This is a genomic window from Aeromonas sp. R5-3 (assembly GCF_040908225.1).
GTDB classification, from domain to species: domain Bacteria; phylum Pseudomonadota; class Gammaproteobacteria; order Enterobacterales; family Aeromonadaceae; genus Aeromonas; species Aeromonas dhakensis.
This window is the reverse complement of record NZ_JBFODH010000012.1, coordinates 22,663-43,583: the sequence shown is the minus strand read 5'-3', so window position 1 is coordinate 43,583 and position 20,921 is coordinate 22,663. Positions and strand designations below refer to the sequence as shown.

The 20,921-nt window shown below is 57.3% G+C and carries 15 protein-coding genes and 1 pseudogene; 6 read left to right on the top strand and 10 right to left on the bottom strand.

The window, feature by feature from the left end:
* Window positions 1-515, top strand: a 515-nt coding sequence (locus tag AB5Y95_RS05790; protein ID WP_368159951.1) for an integrase core domain-containing protein, incomplete at its 5' end; no start/stop codon positions are given.
* A gap of 826 nt (window positions 516-1,341) precedes the next feature.
* Here the strand turns inward: AB5Y95_RS05790 and AB5Y95_RS05785 are convergent.
* From AB5Y95_RS05785 to AB5Y95_RS05770, 4 genes and pseudogenes are all read right to left on the bottom strand, one after another.
* Complete coding sequence (locus AB5Y95_RS05785; RefSeq protein WP_368159949.1) at window positions 1,342-3,285, bottom strand: acyltransferase family protein; 1,944 nt, start codon at window positions 3,283-3,285, stop codon at window positions 1,342-1,344.
* 283 nt (window positions 3,286-3,568) lie between these two features.
* Window positions 3,569-3,820, bottom strand: coding sequence for an ogr/Delta-like zinc finger family protein (locus AB5Y95_RS05780; RefSeq protein WP_244366440.1), 252 nt, complete (start codon window positions 3,818-3,820; stop codon window positions 3,569-3,571).
* A 67-nt stretch (window positions 3,821-3,887) separates the two neighbouring features.
* Window positions 3,888-4,359 (bottom strand): annotated as a pseudogene (locus tag AB5Y95_RS05775) (phage portal protein); the annotation flags it as partial.
* A 270-nt stretch (window positions 4,360-4,629) separates the two neighbouring features.
* Window positions 4,630-5,436, bottom strand: a complete 807-nt coding sequence (locus AB5Y95_RS05770) for a crotonase/enoyl-CoA hydratase family protein (RefSeq protein ID WP_368159946.1) — start codon at window positions 5,434-5,436, stop codon at window positions 4,630-4,632.
* Between the two features lie 167 nt (window positions 5,437-5,603).
* On the opposite strand from AB5Y95_RS05770, the gene AB5Y95_RS05765 reads away from it, so the two are divergent.
* The 5 genes from AB5Y95_RS05765 (at window position 5,604) to AB5Y95_RS05745 (ending at window position 11,920) form a co-directional block, all read left to right on the top strand.
* Window positions 5,604-7,391 carry a putative nucleotidyltransferase substrate binding domain-containing protein gene (locus AB5Y95_RS05765; RefSeq protein WP_368159945.1) on the top strand — a complete coding sequence of 596 codons (1,788 nt, stop codon included), beginning with the start codon at window positions 5,604-5,606 and terminating at the stop codon, window positions 7,389-7,391.
* Between the two features lies 1 nt (window position 7,392).
* The gene (locus AB5Y95_RS05760; protein WP_368159943.1) at window positions 7,393-8,019 is read left to right on the top strand and encodes a 3'-5' exonuclease; all 627 of its coding nucleotides are present in this window, start codon (window positions 7,393-7,395) and stop codon (window positions 8,017-8,019) included.
* Between the two features lie 109 nt (window positions 8,020-8,128).
* Window positions 8,129-8,440, top strand: a complete 312-nt coding sequence (locus AB5Y95_RS05755) for a DUF485 domain-containing protein (protein WP_010633800.1) — start codon at window positions 8,129-8,131, stop codon at window positions 8,438-8,440.
* Window positions 8,437-10,092, top strand: a complete 1,656-nt coding sequence (locus AB5Y95_RS05750; RefSeq protein ID WP_368159940.1) for a cation acetate symporter — start codon at window positions 8,437-8,439, stop codon at window positions 10,090-10,092. The genes AB5Y95_RS05755 and AB5Y95_RS05750 overlap by 4 nt, the downstream gene beginning before the upstream one ends.
* Window positions 10,093-10,327: 235 nt before the next feature.
* Entirely contained in the window at window positions 10,328-11,920 is a 1,593-nt protein-coding gene (locus AB5Y95_RS05745) for an ABC-F family ATPase (RefSeq protein WP_368159937.1), read from the top strand.
* A gap of 247 nt (window positions 11,921-12,167) precedes the next feature.
* Here the strand turns inward: AB5Y95_RS05745 and ppiD are convergent, their stop codons facing one another.
* The 6 genes from ppiD to tig form a co-directional block, all read right to left on the bottom strand.
* Entirely contained in the window at window positions 12,168-14,081 is a 1,914-nt protein-coding gene (ppiD, locus tag AB5Y95_RS05740) for a peptidylprolyl isomerase (RefSeq protein WP_368159935.1), read from the bottom strand.
* A 151-nt stretch (window positions 14,082-14,232) separates the two neighbouring features.
* Window positions 14,233-14,505, bottom strand: a complete 273-nt coding sequence (hupB, locus tag AB5Y95_RS05735; protein ID WP_005315375.1) for a nucleoid-associated protein HU-beta — start codon at window positions 14,503-14,505, stop codon at window positions 14,233-14,235.
* A gap of 240 nt (window positions 14,506-14,745) precedes the next feature.
* Complete coding sequence (gene lon / locus AB5Y95_RS05730; protein WP_005301522.1) at window positions 14,746-17,100, bottom strand: endopeptidase La; 2,355 nt, start codon at window positions 17,098-17,100, stop codon at window positions 14,746-14,748.
* A 141-nt stretch (window positions 17,101-17,241) separates the two neighbouring features.
* The gene (gene clpX / locus AB5Y95_RS05725; protein WP_368159932.1) at window positions 17,242-18,516 is read right to left on the bottom strand and encodes an ATP-dependent protease ATP-binding subunit ClpX; all 1,275 of its coding nucleotides are present in this window, start codon (window positions 18,514-18,516) and stop codon (window positions 17,242-17,244) included.
* Window positions 18,517-18,662: 146 nt separating this feature from the next.
* Entirely contained in the window at window positions 18,663-19,286 is a 624-nt protein-coding gene (gene clpP, locus AB5Y95_RS05720; protein ID WP_005301526.1) for an ATP-dependent Clp endopeptidase proteolytic subunit ClpP, read from the bottom strand.
* An 86-nt stretch (window positions 19,287-19,372) separates the two neighbouring features.
* Window positions 19,373-20,683, bottom strand: coding sequence for a trigger factor (gene tig / locus AB5Y95_RS05715; protein WP_368159930.1), 1,311 nt, complete (start codon window positions 20,681-20,683; stop codon window positions 19,373-19,375).
* Window positions 20,684-20,921: the final 238 nt, after the last annotated feature.

The following is a 20,921-nucleotide window of genomic DNA, read 5'->3' as shown; positions in this document are numbered from 1 at the left end:
TCAAGGGGGTTGGCAAGGTGTATCTGCAAACCGTGCTGGACTGCTACAGCCGCCACGCCTGGGGGCGGCTCTACACCAGCAAGCTGCCGGTGACCTCGGTCCATGTGCTCAATGAAACTGTGTTGCCGTTCTTCGAGGCTCACGAGGCGCGGGTCTACACCATCCTATCGGATAACGGACGCGAGTTCTGCGGGCGCCCTGACCATCATCCCTACGAGCTGTTCCTGCAACTGGAGGGGATTGAGCACCGGACCACCAAGGTACGCAGGCCACAGAGCAACGGCGTTATCGAACGGCTGCATCGAACCCTGTTGGATGAACACTTCCGTATCAAAGGGAAGACAACCTGGTATGAGTCGGTGGAGCAGATGCAGACAGACCTGGATAGCTATCTGGAGCACTACAACAACCAGCGACCACATCAGAGCAGGATGATGGAGGGTCAGACCCCCTACAGCATGTTCAAAAAGGGACTGAAATTGATACCGAAGGAAGTGCGCTCTAAAGTAGCGTAAACAAGACACCGGTTTGAGGCCGGTGTCAGGTGATAACTAGATCTGTACAGACTGGGCAGACCGACACGAAGTGGAAAGTCCACTGTTTGACGAACTGATGATCGAGGTAGCGTGTGACTGATCTTTTTCCATGCTGAAAGCCCTGCAGGGCGAATTGCCTGATGCATCGCACACCTACAAACCGCTTACGGCGCCACAATATGATGTACTGGAAAACCAGATTTATCGGATGGGGCCCAGATTGACGACACACCGGCATGGCCACAGGAATTGATGCTTGAGTGGTTGCAAGAACAAACACAGCATATTAGAGGTGTGGCTATCGCCATGATGAACCGGCTCTACTGGCCAGAGCATGTAGATCTAACTACCTGTGCCTCAAGCCATCAAAGTTGCAAGAAAATCCACAAGTCGATACTCCCGCAGCTCTCCGCCGATGGGCGCCACCTGGGCAAGCTAGGCGTGGTGGATGGCCTAGTGCCACTAAACATCGATCAGAACGGCACCATCCATAGACCGCATATTCTATATAACACCCGGGTATTCCCACTGAATATCATCAACCCCGAGGCTACCGAGCGGATAAACCCAGCATACAAACCACCAATACACCATGTAGTAATGTGACCACCTAAAAAGCGATGTATGGAATCAGTTAAAAGAATCATAGCTGGCGTAGCGTTTTGGTTGATGAGTATAATATCTTAGAGCTATTCTGCACAGACAAAATTCCGTGAACTACAACGAGAATATATCAAATTATATGTGAGTAAAGGGAGGGGGTACACCTCCCTAACCCGACTCTATACCGCTTAGAAATAATTATTTACTTCAGATATTCATTCAACCCACCGTTTGAAATAATAACCTTAGATACAACATAATCAGAACCTTCGAGTGTTAGATGACCATAGTCCCATGATAAGGGGGTGTTATTACCATCTACTTTTGCCAAGCATTTATCACCTTTACATAAAGAATCAATAATTGACACATACCTAACTATGGAGTCATCATAATTTAAACCACGCATCAGGCGGTTAGTGTTCAATATATCTACATCAATAGCCTTATCATTAAACGATGTTTCATTATCATCAAAATGTCTTAACGCAATGATGTTGGAAAGCGCTATTTTCCATTGAGGAACAGGCCCTATTATTATTATTTTTTTGACTCCAAATTGTTTTAATTTCGCTACTATACCAACGTAATCATTTTGTTCATGCATCCACCTCTGAGCCATCACAACTACATCAGGGGTTGATTTTTTTATTACGTCCCATGCCATATTGTTAGAGCGTTCGCACGCAAGACTAAATTCACCCGAAAGTCCCGGCGCAACACCAATATGAGGAGCACAAGCAGAAGATGCGATCTGGATAAAACCTGTGTCATCACGTAAATGACTTCTTATACCATGGCTTAATGCCTGAGCATGTGAATCCCCCCATAGCATTAATGTCTTTGATTTTCCTTTTTTATCATAACACTCATTGCTAATCGCGGGCTTAGCTATAAATTTTTCTCTGTCATCAAAGAAATTACATTCTGAACGATATTCATGATAAAGTTCACCAGTTAAATATTTGTCTCTACTATACTTCTCAACATAATTAATTTCATCTGAAAATGTTCTGAAGCGTTGATCAATGCCATTTGTATAAATACAGAAAGTTGTGAATAACACAATAACAATAGCAGGGACACCAAGCATCAAAGTCATAAATCCCTGCGATAACTCACGCCCTAGAACTCTGACGTTTCGCTCTAAGATGTAATATATACCAAAGCCCACCACTAATGATAACAACACAGCCATTGCTGTAACATAAGCACTATCATATTTACTGTGCAAAGCAAACAATATCATTATTGGCCAATGAATAAGATAAATAGAATAAGAGCTTTCACCTATTTTTTGAAACAAATAATTATTTGTGAGCCATGAATCCATTCTGTTGGCCACAATTACCAATCCCCCACCTGCAATTGGTAACAGTGCATAACCACCAGGCCAAGCATAGCTTGAATTGAATGTATAAATAAAGACAACCATTAAGAATAAACCTAGCAATTCAAGACATATAGAAGTTCTTTTTGAAAAGCGCCTCCCCTGCATGAAGACCCATATTCCCACACCAGCCAATAGTTCCCAAGCTCGAGTTGGTAACAAATAGAATGCATATTGCGGTTCACTTTCTGTATAAGAGAATGATAAATAAAAAGATAAGGTAAACAATATGAGCAATACTGAAACCAATATCTTCTGGCTACCAAATCTAAATATCGCCATAATAACAATGGGGAAAATTAAATAAAACTGCCACTCAACAGATAAAGACCACGTATGCAAAAGCCACTTTTCATGTGCCAGTGCTTCAAAATACCCAACCTCATTATAAAATAAAAAGTTTGAAACAAATAAAACTGCGGATAACGCCTGCCTTCCTACAAAAGAATACTCAGATGATGGCAAGAAAAACCAGCCATACAACAAAACACTTATAACAATAAAAATTAGAGGTGGAACAATCTTCAATCCTCTACGAAAATAAAAATCAAAAATAGAAAATCGATTTAAAGCTACTTTAGGAATAACAATCCCTGCCATCAAGAAACCGGAGATCACAAAAAAAATATCTACACCAACAAACCCCCCCTGAAACCCTGGCACATTAAAATGATATAATACAACAGCAAGGACAGACCATGCCCGAAGACCATTTATATCATTTCTAAATTCCCTAGAATGAGATTCTCTATACATTTAGAATACAACCCAAGCAAGCATCAAGGAAAAATAAAATTGTTTTATTGTATCATATCCTTTTGTAAAGGATGATCTAGATTTTTTCATACAGTGGCCCCCCTGATTTTTCTATATGCAAACCATTACAACTTGAAAGCAGGTTGACGCTTATGTCTTTATTACAGACTGTTTTGCAAGATTCCATCATGCGGCTAATGCTGGTGCGGGGAACAGATACTCTACCCCAGTCGTTCACCTGCATGGTTTTCCACACATAAAGCGGGCAGCCGAGGAGGGGGCGCTATTGCGCCCCCAGTCCTTTGAGTATCAGCTGCCGCTCCTCTGGTGTGAGCGAACCCATCATGCTGAGTACCAGCTGGTTCGTGGTCTTGGCCGAGGGGCTTAGGGTGTGGGCGAACGATAAGGTGGCCACCCAGCTGTGGCCACACTCTGCGTCGGTGCACTGACAGTAGAGCTCCGAGACATCATCGCTCAGTCGGTTGGTTTTAGTAATGCGGCCCCGCTGGCCACACACTTTGCAATAAACCCGCATTACGCCCCCTTTTCTATCCAAATCAACAGCCTATCTTGCCACAGTAAACACTGTTTGTTTATACAGTTCAACCGATATTCTCCCGAAAATCGACCCAGAGGGAGCGAGGGAGTCCCGCGCTGTTGATGGCATCTTGGATAAGCTCGCACAGCGGCAACACCTCGTTGCGGGCATAGGTCGCATCGTACTTCTCGGGATCCCCGAGCCCTCCCCCACCATTGGTCGGGATGATACCGGCCAGCGCCGCCGGGAAGCGGTGGCTGGTCAATACATCCTGAGCGGTGATCCCCTTGATAGCCGCAAACTCGTCCTTGGTGGCAATATCCCCCACCGGAATAAGCTTGATGCCATCGGACTTGCCGTCCGGGATGTTGACGAACATGGAGCGGAAGTTCCCCACCCCCTTGCTGCGCAATCATCTCCTTCATCTCCTCCTCGGTGTCATCGTCCATGTTCGGGTCGGTGGCGTAGAAGATGAAGCCCATGTGGGCGCCATTGAGGAAGTACTTGCGCCGAAACAGGGTGGCATCCTGGTTGAGCCACAGCAACTGGTTGAGCCACAGCAACATAGGGCCAGGTCATCGACACCTGCAAGCCGCTGGGTCTCTCCATGTTCACAAGCACCCCAAGTACGAACAGGCTGACGGCCTGAACGCCACGTTTTTCAGCTTCCTAGCCAGCCACGGCGCGCCTGGCCTCTAACCCAGCCTGAGAATGAAGAAATGAAGCCTGAACAGTTTGCTCAGAGGCTAGGGGCCTAATGGCCTTGGTACCAAGGCCGATGCTATTTCATTTTTCATCCCTACCTGTCAGAGCGGATTGCGGCGCGGCCCGAACGGCAGACGCCAGCGAAACAGGCTGTTGAGGGTGGCGCGCCACTGATTGGGGCGTCCCAGGATCTGCTTTTGCAACCGGGTCTCTTCTTTGAGCATCGCCTCGTCGCTGCGGGCCCAGGCCTGGTTGTAGAGCTGCTTGATCCCCGCCAGCGCATCGGGCGACTTGGTGATGAGGGTCCTCGCAAACTCCCGCGCCTGGGCCAGCGGATCGTCGCAGACCCGGCTCACCAGCCCGAGAGACTTGGCCTCCGGAGCCGCCAGCTCGCGCCCGCTCATGGCCAGCTCCATGGCGGTATCCACCCCCATCAGGTTGCGCAGGGTGACGCTGCCGCTCATGTCTGGGATGATGCCCCACTTGATCTCCATCACCGAGAAGCGGCAATCGGGGGTGCTGAAGCGAAAGTCGGCGCCAAGGGCGATCTGCAACCCGCCGCCAAAGCAGACCCCCTGGGTCACGGCGATCACCGGCACCGGCAGCTGATGCCAGCCATAGGCCACCCGCTGGGCCAGGTTGGTGGCTTCGTCCGCCTCGCGTTTCAGGATCTCGAGCGCCGCCACCGGCTGCTTGAGCATGGATTTCACATCCAGCCCGGCGCAAAAGGCCCGTCCCTCCCCGTGCAGGATCACCGCCCGCAACCCCTTGTACTGGCGCAGCTGGTCGAGTACTCCGTCGATGGCGCTGAACATGGCCCTGTCCAGCGCATTGAGCTTGTCGCCCCGCGCCAGCATCACCTCGGCGATGCCGTCCCGGATCTCGCATTTGACCCTTGGTTTTTCCATTTTCCCCTGTCCTCTCCTGAGCTCACACTGGTCATACCACCACGTTATCAGAGTGTTATCATCAGGTACAGCGGCCCATGGGATCGGCTGGCCGTGCGACTAAAGTCGGCTGGCCGGCAGCACGCCGCTTTGTCAGACTGATTTGACGCCACCGGCCAAGGATTGCCATGACCAGCCTGTTCAACTTTGCCCGCCCGCCGTTTGACTGCTTGACCGCAGAGGAACGTCAACGGCTCGAGCAGCACCTCTCCATCTGCTATTTTCGCGCCGGCCAAGCTGTGCTCAAGGCCGGCGACGCCCCGCCCGGCCTCTACCTCGTCATCAAGGGGGCGGTGGAGGAGTCGACCCCCCACCATCAGTTCGGCGACTACGGCGAGGGGGACATGTTCGACGTGCGCGCCCAGTTCGACGGCCACTGTCGCCACCAGTTCAACGCGCTGGAAGATCTGCTCTGCCAGCTGATCCCCCGCGATACCTTCCTGGCCTTGTGTGAAGGCAACGACGCCTTCGCCCGCTACTTCACCGCCAGCCTGGCACAGCGGCAGCAACTGCAGGAGCAGCGCGCCCAGCTGGGCCAGAAGAATCTGGCGGAGTTCATCCTGACCCGCATCGAGCCCGGCCATCTGCAGCCGGCGCTCATCGTCGACAGCCGCCTGTCGCTCCTGGCCGCCACCGAAGCCATGGTGGCCAGGAGCACCGACTGCCTGCTCTACCCCGCCACGGACGGCAGCCTGAGCCTGGCAACCCGCAAGACCCTGCTGCACGCCCTGACCCTCAAGGGATTGCCGCTGACGGCGCCGCTGGCAGTGCTGACCCCCACCCCGCTGATCGGTCTGGCCCAGGGCAGCTATCTGTTCGATGCCCTGTTGCTGATGACCCGCCACCGCATCAAGCGGCTGGTTGTCTGGCAGGGACAGGAGGTGGCGGGGCTCCTACACCTGACCCAGGTGCTCGGCCTCTTCTCCACCCACTCCCACGTGCTGACCCTGCGCATCGCCCGTGCCGACACTCTGCCAGCACTGGAAGCGGTGGCCCGTGAACAGCAGCAGCTGACCCGCTCCCTGTTCGCCCAGGGGATCCACACCGCCTTCTTGATGAAGCTCATCGCCACCATCAACGAGCAGCTGATCGCCAAGGCCTTCGCGCTGGTGATCCCGCCCGAGGTGCAGGAGCGGGTCTGCCTGCTGATGCTGGGCTCGGAGGGGCGCGGCGAGCAGATCCTCAAAACCGATCAGGACAATGCCCTGATCCTGCCCGCCGACCTGTCCTGGCCCACCCAACAGGCGGATCTGGCCGCCTTCAGCGAGCTGCTGGCCAGGCTCGGCTACCCACCCTGCCCCGGCCGGGTGATGGTCAACAACCCCGCCTGGGTCAAACCCCTCGACGGCTGGCTGCAGGAGATCGAGCGGGCCTGTGTCGAAGCCAGGGAAGAGGATCTGCTCTGGCTGGCCACCCTGGCCGACGCCCACCCCATCGCCGGCGATCGCGCCCTCCTTCCCCCCGTTGCCCGCAAGTTGCGCGAGCAGCTGGCCGAGCGGGGAGATCTGCTGGCGGAGATGGTGCGACCGGCGGTCGCCTTTCACACCCCCCTCACCCTGTTTGGCCGGCTGGAACGGGCACCGGAGGGGCTGGATCTGAAACGTGGCGGCCTCTTCCCGCTGGTGCACGGCATCCGCATGCTGGCGCTGGAAGCTACCATCCTGGAGACCTCCACCCTGGGGCGGATCGAGGCGCTGGTGACGGCAGAGCGGCTCAGCGCCAGCTTTGGCGCCGATCTGGCGGAGGCGTTCAGACTGTTCGTGCGGCTCAGGTTGCGCAGCCAGCTCAAGGAGGGGGAGAGCCGGGTGCAGGTCAATGAACTCAGCCATGGCGAGCGGGACCTGCTGCGCCAGGCGCTGCATCAGGTGAAGAAATTCCAGCAGTGGCTCACCTTGCACTTTCGTCTGAGACAATAGCGTGTTGAGCCGCCTGCGTCGTCACTGGCTTGGCCGCCGCTTTCACACCTCGGCGTTCGCGCCGCTCTTTGCCGCCCCCCCGGCCGACGAGTGGGTGGCCCTCGACTTCGAGACCACCAGCCTGGATCCCGACCGGGCCGAGATCGTCGCCATCGGGGCGGTGCGCATTCGGGGCAACCGGCTGCTGACCGGTGGAGCGCTCTCCCTGCGGGTGTTGCCACCCGACAACCTCACCGCCGAGTCGGTGGTGATCCACGGTCTGCGCCATCAGGATCTGCAACAGGGCATGCCGCTGGAAGCCGCGCTGCATCAGCTGCTTGCCTTCATCGGCCCCCGTGAACTGGTGGGGTATCACATCGCCTATGATCTGCGCATCCTCAACCTGGCCTGCCGCAAGTTGTGGGGGCTGACCCTGGTGCAGCGGGGCATAGAAGTGAGCCGGCTTTACCACGATCAGCTCTATCGCCGCTATCCTGAGGCCGTCATCGATCTTCATCTCGCGGCGATCTGCCGCCATCTGGCGCTTCCCCCCCTGCCCGCCCACGACGCCCTCAGCGACGCCATCACCGCGGGCCTCATCTTCCTGCGCTTGCATCAGGGCGGGCCACTGGCTTATCCCAAAGTCTAATTGTCCACAAATAACATTTGATTCACATTTTGGTTACATGGGCGGCTTAGGCTGCCCGGTAGGGAACTCCCTCATCCACCGCTGACACTCAACGTCATGGAGCACTGCAATGGAACAGCAACCGTATCTTCGGATCCAGCAAGATCCCAACTTCCAGGCGCTGGTCGCCAAGCGCCAGCGCTTCGCCTGGACCCTCTCCATCCTGATGCTGGGGCTCTACCTGGCGTTCATCCTGCTCATCGCCTTTGCCCCCGGCTGGCTTGGCACCCCCTTGAGCGAAGGATCTTCCGTCACCCGCGGCATCCCGGTCGGAATAGGTCTCATCCTGTCCGCCTTCGTGCTGACCGGTGTCTACGTGTTTCGGGCCAACGGCGAGTTTGACGAACTGAACCAGAAGATCCTCAAGGGAGTGAAATCATGAAAGGCAAGTTTCTGCTGCTGCCGGCCCTGCTGGCATCGTTCCCCCTGATGGCAGCCGATGCGCTGACCGGCGAAGTGCATCGCCAGCCCCTCAACATCCCGGCCATCATCATGTTCGTGGTCTTCGTGGCGGCGACCCTGTTCATCACCTACTGGGCCTCCAAGCGCAACCGCTCGGCTGCCGACTACTACGCCGCCGGCGGGCGCATCACCGGCTTCCAGAACGGTCTGGCCATTGCCGGTGACTACATGTCTGCCGCCTCCTTCCTCGGCATCTCGGCGCTGGTCTACACCTCCGGCTACGACGGTCTCATCTACTCCATCGGCTTTCTGGTGGGCTGGCCCATCATCCTGTTCCTGATCGCCGAACGGCTGCGCAACCTCGGCAAGTACACCTTTGCCGACGTGGCCTCCTATCGCCTCAAGCAGACCGAGGTGCGCACCCTCTCCGCCAGCGGCTCGCTGGTGGTGGTCGCCCTCTACCTGATCGCCCAGATGGTCGGTGCCGGCAAGCTCATCGAGCTGCTGTTCGGCCTGCAATACCATGTGGCCGTGGTGCTGGTCGGCATTCTGATGGTGCTCTACGTACTGTTTGGCGGCATGCTGGCCACCACCTGGGTGCAGATCATCAAGGCAGTGATGCTGCTCTCAGGTGCCAGCTTCATGGCCATCATGGTGATGAAGTCGGTCAACTTCGACATCGGCACCCTGTTCAGTGAAGCGGTCAAGGTGCACGAGAAAGGGAGCGCCATCATGAGCCCGGGTGGCCTGGTCGCCGATCCCATCTCCGCCATCTCGCTGGGTCTGGCCCTGATGTTCGGTACCGCCGGCCTGCCCCACATCCTGATGCGCTTCTTCACCGTGAGTGACGCCAAAGAGGCCCGCAAGTCGGTGTTCTATGCCACCGGCTTCATCGGCTACTTCTACATCCTCACCTTCATCATCGGCTTTGGCGCCATCCTGCTGGTCAGCACCAACCCGGATTTCAAGGATGCCACCGGCGCCCTGCTGGGCGGCACCAACATGGCCGCCATTCACCTGGCCGATGCGGTAGGTGGCAGCCTGTTCCTGGGCTTCATCTCCGCCGTGGCGTTTGCCACCATACTGGCGGTGGTGGCCGGGCTGACCCTGGCCGGTGCCTCTGCGGTCTCCCACGACCTCTACGCCAGCGTCATCAAGAAGGGCAAGGCCAACGAAGCCGACGAGCTGCGCGTCTCCAAGCTAACCACCATAGTGCTGGGAGTGGTCGCCATCGGGCTGGGCATCCTGTTCGAGAAGCAGAACATCGCCTTCATGGTGGGACTGGCCTTCTCCATCGCCGCCAGCTGCAACTTCCCGGTGCTGTTCCTCTCCATGTTCTGGTCACGCCTGACCACCCGCGGCGCCGTCTATGGCGGCTGGCTGGGACTGGTGAGCGCAGTCAGCCTGATGATCCTGGGCCCGACCGTGTGGGTGAAGGTGCTGGGTCACGCCCAGGCCATCTTCCCCTACGAGTACCCCGCCCTCTTCTCCATGGGGCTGGCGTTTGTCGGGATCTGGTTCTTCTCGGTGACCGACAAGTCACAAAATGCTGCCGACGAGCACGCCAAGTTCTTCCCGCAGTTCGTTCGCTCCCAGACCGGGCTTGGCGCCGCCAGCGCCAGCTCCCACTGAGCCTTCCATTGACAGTTGCAAGCCGGCCTCAGGGCCGGCTTTTTTCATGTCGACAGGCTACGGTTAGCGCCCATTGCTGTCCGAACGACGCGGCCATGGCCGCTAGGGTGCGCGAGTGCCCAGCACCACCATCCAAATCCCCCCTGCAATAGACCCGGATCACAGTTCTTGCTAAAACTTTCGGGGGATCTGTGCCATAATGCGCGCCATTTGACAGATCAACCGGGACATTCCAGTGCTTTCAAGCAACAACATCACCATGCAGTTCGGCGCCAAGCCGCTGTTTGAGAACATCAGCGTCAAGTTTGGCGGCGGCAACCGCTACGGCCTCATCGGCGCCAACGGCTGTGGCAAGTCCACCTTCATGAAGATCCTCGGCGGCGATCTGGAGCCCACTGGCGGTAATGTGAGCCTGGACGTCAACGAGCGGATCGGTAAGCTGCGTCAGGATCAGTTCGCCTACGAAGAGATGCGCGTACTGGACGTGGTCATGATGGGTCACACCGAGCTGTGGGCCGCCATCGCCGAGCGCGACGCCATCTACGCCAACCTGGAAGCGACCGACGACGACTACATGAAGGCCGCCGAGCTGGAAGGCCTGGTCGCCGAGTATGACGGCTATACCGCCGAAGCGCGCGCAGGCGAGCTGCTGCTGGGTGCCGGCATTCCCATCGAGCAGCACAACGGCCCGATGAGCGAAGTGGCGCCGGGCTGGAAACTGCGGGTGCTGCTGGCACAGGCGCTGTTCTCCAACCCCGACATCCTGCTGCTGGACGAACCGACCAACAACCTGGACATCAACACCATTCGCTGGCTGGAACAGGTGCTCAACGATCGCGAGAGCACCATGCTCATCATCTCTCACGACCGTCACTTCCTGAACTCCGTCTGCACCCACATGGCGGATCTGGACTACGGCGAGCTGCGCGTCTACCCGGGCAACTACGACGAGTACATGACCGCCGCTACCCAAGCCCGTGAGCGGCTGCTGGCCGACAACGCCAAGAAGAAGGCCCAGATCGCCGATCTGCAATCCTTCGTCTCCCGTTTCAGCGCCAACGCCTCCAAGTCCAGCCAGGCCACCTCTCGCCTCAAGCAGATCGACAAGATCAAGATTGAGGAAGTGAAGGTCTCCAGCCGCCAGAACCCCTTCATCCGCTTCGAGCAGGAGAAGAAGCTCTACCGCAACATCCTGGAGATCGAAGGCGTTTCCAAGGGTTATGGCGACGGTCCCCTGTTCAAGGGGCTCAACATGATGCTGGAAGTGGGCGAGAAGGTCGCCATTCTGGGTACCAACGGGATCGGTAAATCCACCCTGATCAAGACCCTCGTTGGGGCACTGGCACCGGATACCGGCACCATCAAGTGGTCTGAAAACGCCCAGATCGGCTACTACGCCCAGGATCACGCCGAGGACTTCGACACCGACCTCAACGTGTTCGACTGGATGGCCCAGTGGAAACAGGAGAACGAAGACGAGCAGGCCGTACGCTCCGTGCTGGGCCGTCTGCTGTTCTCTCAGGACGACATCAAGAAGCCGGTCAAGGTACTCTCCGGTGGTGAACAGGGCCGCATGCTGTTCGGCAAGCTGATGATGCAGCGCCCCAACATCCTGATCATGGATGAACCGACCAACCACCTGGACATGGAATCCATCGAATCCTTGAACCTGGCGCTGGAGATGTACAAGGGCACCCTGATCTTCGTCTCCCACGACCGTGAGTTCGTCTCCTCCCTGGCGACTCGCATCCTGGAGCTGACCGAGAACGGGATCCGCGACTTCGGCGGTACCTACGAGGATTACCTGCGTACCCAGGGCGTGGTATAACCCCCTGCCCGCACATCCCGTCAATAAAAACCGGCACCTGAGTGCCGGTTTTTTTATGCCTGTTGGCAAGACTCCCTCTTGGGATGCAGACCAGAAGAGCCAAGGGTTTGGCTCTCGCAGCTCATCTTCGGCCTGGCAGCTGGTCTTCGGCCAGAAGGGGCAGCACATCCCGCCCCTTCTGCCGCGCGCAGATAAAAAAACGGCCCCATCAAGGGGCCGTTCTCATATCGACTGGGATCGGTTCGACTTATTCGACCGTGGCTTCCACGTCGGTGAAGTACTCGATCTTGGCAGACTTGCGCAGCTCGTCGATGAGAGACTTGTAGCTCACCTGAGCCTTGCCCTGACCCAGCTGGCCTTGCAGCAGCTTGGCCATGCCGGACGGCTCCTTGGCGACGGTCACCTTGTCCAGGGCCACCACCACGCGGTCGCCATTGGCTTCGGTCACCAGCTCGACGCTCGGCTTGCCATCGGCCGGATGAGGCATGCGGAAGGCCTGTGCCACCAGATTCTGATCCAGATCCTGGGCGAAACGGGCGACGCCATCGTGGTTCTCCACCTTCAGACCCAGTGCAGTCAGCTCAGGCTGGATGTTCTCACCGGCCTTGAGCTTGTCCAGCAGACCCTGCGCCTTGCCACGGGCCACTTCACTGGCCTTGTCGTGCTTGATGGCGGCAATCACCTGATCTTTCACCTCCGCCAGCGGCTTGGCCGCTTTCGGCTGGTGACCGGTGATGTGCATCACCAGCGCCTTGCCGTCAGCCAGCTCGATCACGTCGGAGTTGGTGTTGTCATCGCGCAGCTGCTCGGAGAAGGCCGCAGAGAGCGCCTTGGGATCGTTGAGCGGTGCCGGTGCATCAGCCTGGCTGAAGTAACCGGTGGACTGCACCTTGAGGCCCATGGTCTCGGCGGTCAAGTCCAGCGAGTCCGGGTTTTCGAAGCTGCTGTCGGCCATCTTCTGCTGCTCGGCAAAGAACAGCTCCTTGGCCTTGTCGCTCTGCAGACGGCTGATGGTCTCTGCCTTCACATCGGCAAACGGCTTGGTCTGGGCCGATTCAACCCCCAGCAGCTTGATGACGTGGAAGCCGAACGGGCTCTTGACGACGGCGGAGAGATCGCCGGCCTTGGCCAGGGCAAAGGCCGCCTTCTCGAAGGCCGGATCCATCACCCCTTTCTCGAACCAGTCCAGCTCGCCGCCCTTCTTGGCGGAGAAGGTATCGGAGGAGTCGGCCTTGGCCAGGGCGGCGAAGTCGTCGCCCGCCTTGGCTTTCGCCAATACGGCCTCAGCCTTCTGCTCGGCGGCTTTCTCGTCCTTGCCAAACGGGATCAGGATATGAGCCACATGACGACGCTCGGCACGCTGGAACAGATCCTGGTGCTGATCGTAGTAGTCCTGGGCATCCTGCTCGCTCACCTTGAAGTCTTTGCCAAGGGTGGCGGCGTCCAGCAGCAGATAGTCGACCTTGACCTGCTCGTCGTTCATGAAGCGGTTGCTGTTGGCCTTGTAGTACTGCTCTACCTCTTCATCGGAGACTTTCACGTCCCCCAGATAGGCGGAAGCGGCCAGACGCACCAGACGCAGATCGCGAGTCTGGTTGTAGAGCTTGTCCAGTTGCTCGGCTTCCCCCTTGAGCGCAAATTCGGTGCCCAGCAGGGCGCCCATCAGTTGCTGACGCACCATGTCCTGGCGCAGGGAGTCACGGAACATCTCGGGGGTCATGCCGGCACGGCGGATCAGCTGCAGGTAGCGATCATTGTTGAACTTGCCCTCTTCGGCAAACTCGGGCATGGCTACGATGGCCTGCTTGATCTGCTCATCGCTGACCCGCAGACCCAGTTCACGGGCCTTGCTGTCAAACAGGGCCTGATCGATCAGACGGTCCAGTACGCCGCGACGGAACTGTTTCATGTAATCGGGATTGGCGGCCAGCTGATTGAAGGACTCCCCCATTTGGGACTCCATGCGGGCGCGCTCGTTGCGGTAGGCATTTTCCAGTGCCGCGGCAGTGATATCCGTGCCGTTGACGGTGGCGGGGGCGGTACGGGCCGGACCGTTCAGATAGCTACCTACACCGGCCAAGGCAAAGGAGAGGATGATCAGGCCCAAGATAACCTTGGCCACCTTGCCCTGCGCCCCTTCGCGTAGTTTATCCAACATCATGTTTGTACTTATGCTCCCGAACTCGATGGGCGTAAATAATGAAAAGGCGCACCGATTGCGATGCGCCTTGGTCAATCAGTATGAGGGAGAGCCCTCTCACTTGTCTGGTCTGTGACCAAGGACGGTAGCCGATGTAGAATCAGCGCCCGGCTTAGTTGACCGCGTCTTTCAGGGCCTTACCGGCTTTGAAGGCAGGAACTTTACCAGCGGCGATTTCGATGGTCGCGCCAGTTTGCGGGTTACGGCCAGAACGGGCAGCACGTTCGCGCACGGCGAAAGTACCGAAACCAACCAGAGCAACCTGGTCACCCTCTTTCAGAGCTTCACCGACGGCGTCAATGAAAGCATCCAGCGCACGGCCAGCAGCGGCTTTGGAGATATCAGCACCGTCTGCAATCTTGTCAATCAGTTGAGATTTATTCACTCTTATATTCCCCTTTTATCGAACATCGCTGCGGCGCCGATTTCCCTGGCCACAACAAGTGGAGGTTTTATAGCAAGCCTCCTGATCAGTTGCAAGTGACAATCTGGCGCAAACCCGCGCCACATCACGCCTTGCGACTCATCATGAGTTCCCGATCGGTGGTCAAGGCTACTTCCGTTATCCGGAGCATGCAAGCCTTAACCACCGCCCGAATGCGCCAAATTTGCGGCGCATCAACATTTATACGACAGAAACGCGCTCAAACCCTTGCGGATTGTCCTGCAACGCCAGTTCCAGCACCTCATCAATCCAGCGAACCGGATGAATTTCAAGGTCTTGTTTGACGTTGTCCGGGATCTCCTCGAGGTCCCGCTCGTTCTCTTTCGGGATCAGCACACGCTTGATGCCACCACGATGAGCCGCCAGCAGCTTCTCTTTGAGACCGCCGATGGGCAGCACTTCGCCGCGCAGGGTGATTTCCCCCGTCATGGCCACATCAGCACGAACCGGATTACCGGTCAAGCTGGAGACCAGGGCGGTACACATGGCGATACCGGCGCTCGGACCGTCTTTGGGGGTGGCCCCTTCCGGCACGTGCACGTGGATGTCGCGCTTCTCGTAGAAGTCCGCATTGATGCGCAGCTTCTCGGCACGAGCCCGCACCACCGTCATGGCGGCCTGGATGGACTCCTGCATCACATCACCGAGGGAACCTGTGTAGGTGAGCTTGCCCTTGCCTGGCATGTTGGTGGTCTCGATGGTGAGCAGATCGCCCCCCACTTCGGTCCACGCCAGACCACAGACCTGACCCACCTGGTTCTGGTCGGTCGCCTTGCCGTAGTCAAAGCGCTGCACCCCGAGGAACTCCTTGAGGTTGGCCTGATTGACCTGAACATGCTTGATGCTCTTGTCCAGCAGGATGCGCTTGACCGCTTTGCGACAAATCTTGGAGATCTCGCGCTCCAGGCTACGCACCCCCGCCTCGCGGGTGTAGTAGCGGATCACCCCGACCAGGGCGGAATCCTCGATGGTGATCTCGGACTCTTTCAGGCCGTTGCGCTGGATCTGCTTGGAGACCAGGTGCTGCTTGGCGATGTTGAGCTTCTCGTCTTCGGTGTAACCGGACAGACGGATCACTTCCATCCGGTCCAGCAGCGGACCCGGAATGTTCATGGAGTTGGAAGTGGCCACGAACATCACGTCCGACAGGTCATAATCCACTTCCAGGTAGTGATCGTTGAAGCTGTTGTTCTGCTCGGGATCCAGCACTTCCAGCAGGGCGGAGGCGGGATCGCCGCGCATGTCCGAGCTCATCTTGTCGATCTCGTCGAGCAGGAACAGCGGGTTCTTCACACCGACTTTTGCCATCTTCTGGATGAGCTTGCCGGGCATGGAACCGATGTAGGTACGACGATGACCGCGGATCTCCGCCTCGTCACGCACGCCGCCCAGCGCCATGCGCACATATTTGCGACCGGTGGCCTTGGCGATGGACTGACCGAGCGAGGTCTTGCCCACACCGGGAGGCCCAACCAGACAGAGGATGGGGCCCTTGAGCTTGTTCACCCGCGCCTGCACCGCCAGATACTCGAGGATGCGATCCTTGACCTTCTCCAGGCCATAGTGATCGGCATCCAGCACCTCTTGCGCCTTGCCCAGGTCTTTCTTGACCTTGGAGCGCGCCTTCCACGGCACCTGCACCATCCAGTCCACGTAGCTGCGCACCACAGTGGCTTCCGCCGACATGGGGGACATCATCTTCAGCTTGGCAAGCTCGGCCTGCGCCTTCTCACGGGCATCTTCCGGCATGCCGGCCTCTTCAATCTTGCGATTGAGGGCCTCGAACTCATCCGGACTGTCTTCCAGCTCACCCAGCTCTTTCTGGATGGCCTTCATCTGCTCGTTGAGATAGTACTCGCGCTGGCTCTTCTCCATCTGCTTCTTGACCCGGGAGCGGATGCGCTTCTCGACCTGCAGCAGGTCGATCTCCGACTCCATCATGGCCATCAGAAACTCGATGCGCTCGGACACAGAGGCGATTTCCAGTACCTTCTGCTTGTCTTCGAGCTTGAGCGGCATGTGGGCAGCCATGGTATCGGCCAGGCGCGCCGCATCGTCGATCGCCGAAATCGAGGTGAGCACCTCGGGCGGGATCTTCTTGTTGAGCTTGATGTAACCTTCAAACTGACCGATGGCAGAACGTACCAGCACGTCCTGGTCCTTCTCGTCGATCGCCTTGGAGGCGATGTACTGCGCCTCGCCAACGAAGAAGTCCCGGTCGTCGATCATCCGCTCAAGACGGGCACGCTGGCCCCCTTCCACCAGCACCTTGACGGTGCCGTCGGGCAGCTTGAGCATCTGCAGAATATTGGCCACTGTCCCGACGGAGAAGATCTCCTCCACCGTCGGCTCATCGGTTGACGCATCCTTCTGGGCCACCAGCAGAACTTTCTTGTCCTGCTCCATGGCCGCTTCCAGACAGCGAATGGATTTTTCCCGCCCCACAAAGAGTGGAATGACCATGTGGGGATAAACCACCACGTCACGAAGAGGCAGGACGGGAATCTCGATGCGTTCTGAACGCTCTAGGTTCATATATGTCCTCTCGGCTTGTTATACCGTTGGCAAAGCGCTTGGCTGAGTATATGGGGGCGCTTAGATGAGATTCAATCGCCGAAACCGCAAAAAGCATGAAAGGGGCAAAAAGCCCCTTTCATTTGATTAAAAATCAGACATTTACTCTGATGCGGCGGCCTGGGTCTCGGGATTTTCGTAGATCATCAAGGGCGCGGAGTCCCCCTTGATCACGGTCTCGTCGATCACCACCTTGCTGACCCCTTCCAGAGAAGGCAGGTCATACATGGTATCCAGCAGCACGGCCTCCACGATGGAACGCAGCCCACGAGCGCCGGTTTTGCGCTCCATCGCCTTGCGGGCAATGGCGTTCAAGGCGTCGTCACGGAACTCCAGCTCCACCCCTTCCAGATCGAACAGCGCGGCATACTGCTTGGTCAGCGCGTTCTTCGGCTCTTTCAGGATCTGGATGAGGGCAGCCTCGTCCAGCTCGGTCAGGGTCGCGACCACCGGCAGACGACCGATGAACTCGGGGATCAGACCGTATTTGATCAGATCTTCCGGCTCCACCTTGGCAAAGCTCTCGCTCAGGGTCGCCTTGGCGCTCTTGGACTTGACCTCGGCACCAAAGCCGATGCCGGTGCCCTTGACGGAGCGCTGCTCGATCACCTTGTCCAGACCGGCGAAGGCGCCACCGCAGATGAACAGGATCTTGGAGGTATCGACCTGCAAGAACTCCTGCTGCGGGTGCTTGCGACCACCTTGCGGCGGCACGGAAGCGATGGTCCCTTCGATCAGCTTGAGCAGGGCCTGCTGCACCCCTTCCCCGGAGACGTCGCGGGTGATGGAGGGGTTGTCCGACTTGCGGGAGATCTTGTCGATCTCGTCGATGTAGACGATGCCGCGCTGGGCCTTCTCCACGTCGTAGTCGCACTTTTGCAGCAGCTTCTGGATGATGTTCTCCACGTCCTCGCCCACATAACCGGCTTCGGTCAATGTGGTGGCGTCGGCCATGGTGAACGGCACATCCAGCAGACGAGCCAGGGTTTCGGCCAGCAGGGTCTTGCCGCTGCCGGTCGGACCGATCAGCAGGATGTTGGATTTGCCCAGCTCCACACCACCGGACTCGCTGCCGCTGCGCAGCCGCTTGTAGTGGTTGTAGACGGCTACCGCCAGCACCTTCTTGGCGTACTCCTGCCCGATCACATAGTCATCCAGATGAGCGCGGATTTCATGAGGGGTCGGCAGCTCGCTACCATCGCGCTTGGGCGAGATCTCGCGGATCTCCTCGCGGATGATGTCGTTGCACAGCTCGACGCACTCATCACATATGTAGACGGAAGGGCCAGCGATCAGCTTGCGCACTTCATGCTGGCTTTTGCCGCAAAAAGAGCAGTAGAGCAGCTTATCACCCTCACCCTTGCGTTTTTCTGTCATTCAGCAACCTCGTTTTATCAATAGAGGATGGATTGTCCTGTTGAGTTTACAACAGTCCGGAACACCCTGCCCATGCCTGATCTGCCGATTGAGGGCATCACCAAATCAGATGATGTCCTCAATGATGGTACGGGCTAGCTCGTGGCTCAGCCGCGGCGGCTCAGGACACCATCAACCAGACCATAGGCCACGGCCTGCTCGGCGGACATGAAGTTGTCACGGTCGGTGTCACGCTCGATGGTGGCCATGTCCTGTCCGGTATGGAAGGCAAGACGCTCGTTCAGGGTATTCTTGATCTTCAGGATCTCCTGGGCGTGGATCTGGATATCAGATGCCTGGCCCTGGAAACCGCCAAGCGGCTGGTGGATCATCACCCGGGCATTGGGCAGGCAGAAACGCTTGCCCTTGGCACCACCGGCCAGCAGGAAGGCGCCCATGGAGCAGGCCTGCCCCATGCACACAGTGCTGACGTCCGGCTTGATGAACTGCATGGTGTCATAAATGGACATACCGGCCGTGACGGCCCCACCCGGAGAGTTGATGTAGATGCTGATGTCCTGATCCGGATTTTCGGACTCCAGGAACAGCAGCTGAGCCACCACCAGATTCGCCATGTGATCTTCAACCTGACCGGTCAGGAAGATCACCCGCTCCTTCAGCAGACGAGAATAGATGTCGTAGGAACGCTCCCCTTTCGCGGTTTGCTCTACCACCATCGGGATGAGCGCATTGCGTGGGGATTCAGTCACATCGTTATAGTTCTTGTACATAAGGCATTGTCCCTAAAATAAAATGGCCCGAGTGGAGATCACACGAGCCATTATACTTAACAGTCTTGACCTTAAGTCAAATGTTCTTAGGCAGCGGCACCGGACTTGTTGATCACTTCGTCAAATGCAACTTCCTTCTCGGTCACCTGGGCCTTGGAGAGGATCAGGTCGATGGCTTGATCTTCAACTGCCAGGTTGCGAACACCGTTCAGCATCTGTTCGTTCTTCTGGTAGTACTCGATCACTTCCTTCGGATCTTCGTAGGCAGTGGCCATGGATTCGATGATGCTGTTGACGCGCGCTTCATCAGCCTTGATCTCGTTGGTACGGATCACGTCGCCCAGCAGCAGACCTACGCGTACACGACGCTCGGCCTGGGCCTGGAACAGTTCGGCCGGCAGTTCAGGTGCGTTGCCGCCCTGGAAGCCGCCGAAACGCTGCAGCGCCTGCTGACGCAGGGCATCGATTTCCTGAGCAACGGCAGCCTTCGGCAGATCGATCTGGTTGGCTTCAACCAGGCCGTTCAGCACCTGCTCTTTCACACTGTTTTTCAGGGCTTGAGCCAGTTCGCGCTCCATGTTCTTGCGCACTTCGGCTTTCAGCTCTTCAACGCTGCCGCTCTCGATGCCGAAACGCTTGACGAACTCTTCGGTCAGCTCAGGCAGGATCTGCTCTTCCACCTTGTTCAGCTTGGAAGCGAACTTGGCAGCTTTGCCTTTCAGGTTTTCAGCGTGGTAGTCAGCCGGGAAGGTCACGTCGATGGTGAACTCGTCGCCTGCTTTCTTGCCCATGATGGCGTCTTCGAAGCCAGGGATCATGCGACCGGCACCCAGTACCAGGTTGAAGCCTTCGGCCTTGCCGCCGTCAAACTCTTCACCGTCGATGGAACCGACGAAGTCCATGGTCACACGCATGCCATCGGCAGCGGCGGCGTCCACGTCACTCCAGGTAGCGTGCTGCTTGCGCAGGGTGTCGATCATGTTGGCCAGATCTTCATCCTTCACTGTAGCAACCGGCTTCTCGACCTTGATGGTCTCCAGACCGGCAACTTCGAACTCCGGATACACTTCGAAAGTGGCGGTGAATTCGAAATCCTGACCCTCTTTGATCTCTTTCGGATCCATGGTCGGGGCACCGGCCGGGCTCAGTTTATTGTCGATGATGGCCTTGATGAAGTTGCTCTGCATCATTTCGTCAGCAACGCGAGCATGAGCCATGGCGCCGAACATTTTCTTGATGATGGCAACCGGAGCCTTGCCAGGACGGAAACCGTCGATGCGACGGGTTTTGGCCAGGCCGTTCAATTCTTTGCGCACGGCGGCGTCAACGGTAGCGGCCGGTACGGTGATGGTAAGACGGCGTTCCAGACCCTGGGTTGTCTCTACAGAAACTTGCATTCTTCTACCTCGTTCAACTCAGCACTGCGTGCTGACCCTTTATTGCCCCTGGGCAAAGCCCGGAGTCTTCCTGTTTATAAAGACAACGACTGTCTTTGTGATGAGAAAATATGACGCGACATTATAGCGGCGCACTTTGATCGAGTCGAGCCACACGTCCCCAAACCGGGCTGGCAATGGCACAATTCGCGCAAAACTGCCCCTTATATGGGGAAAACCGAGCCCGACTTCAAGGATG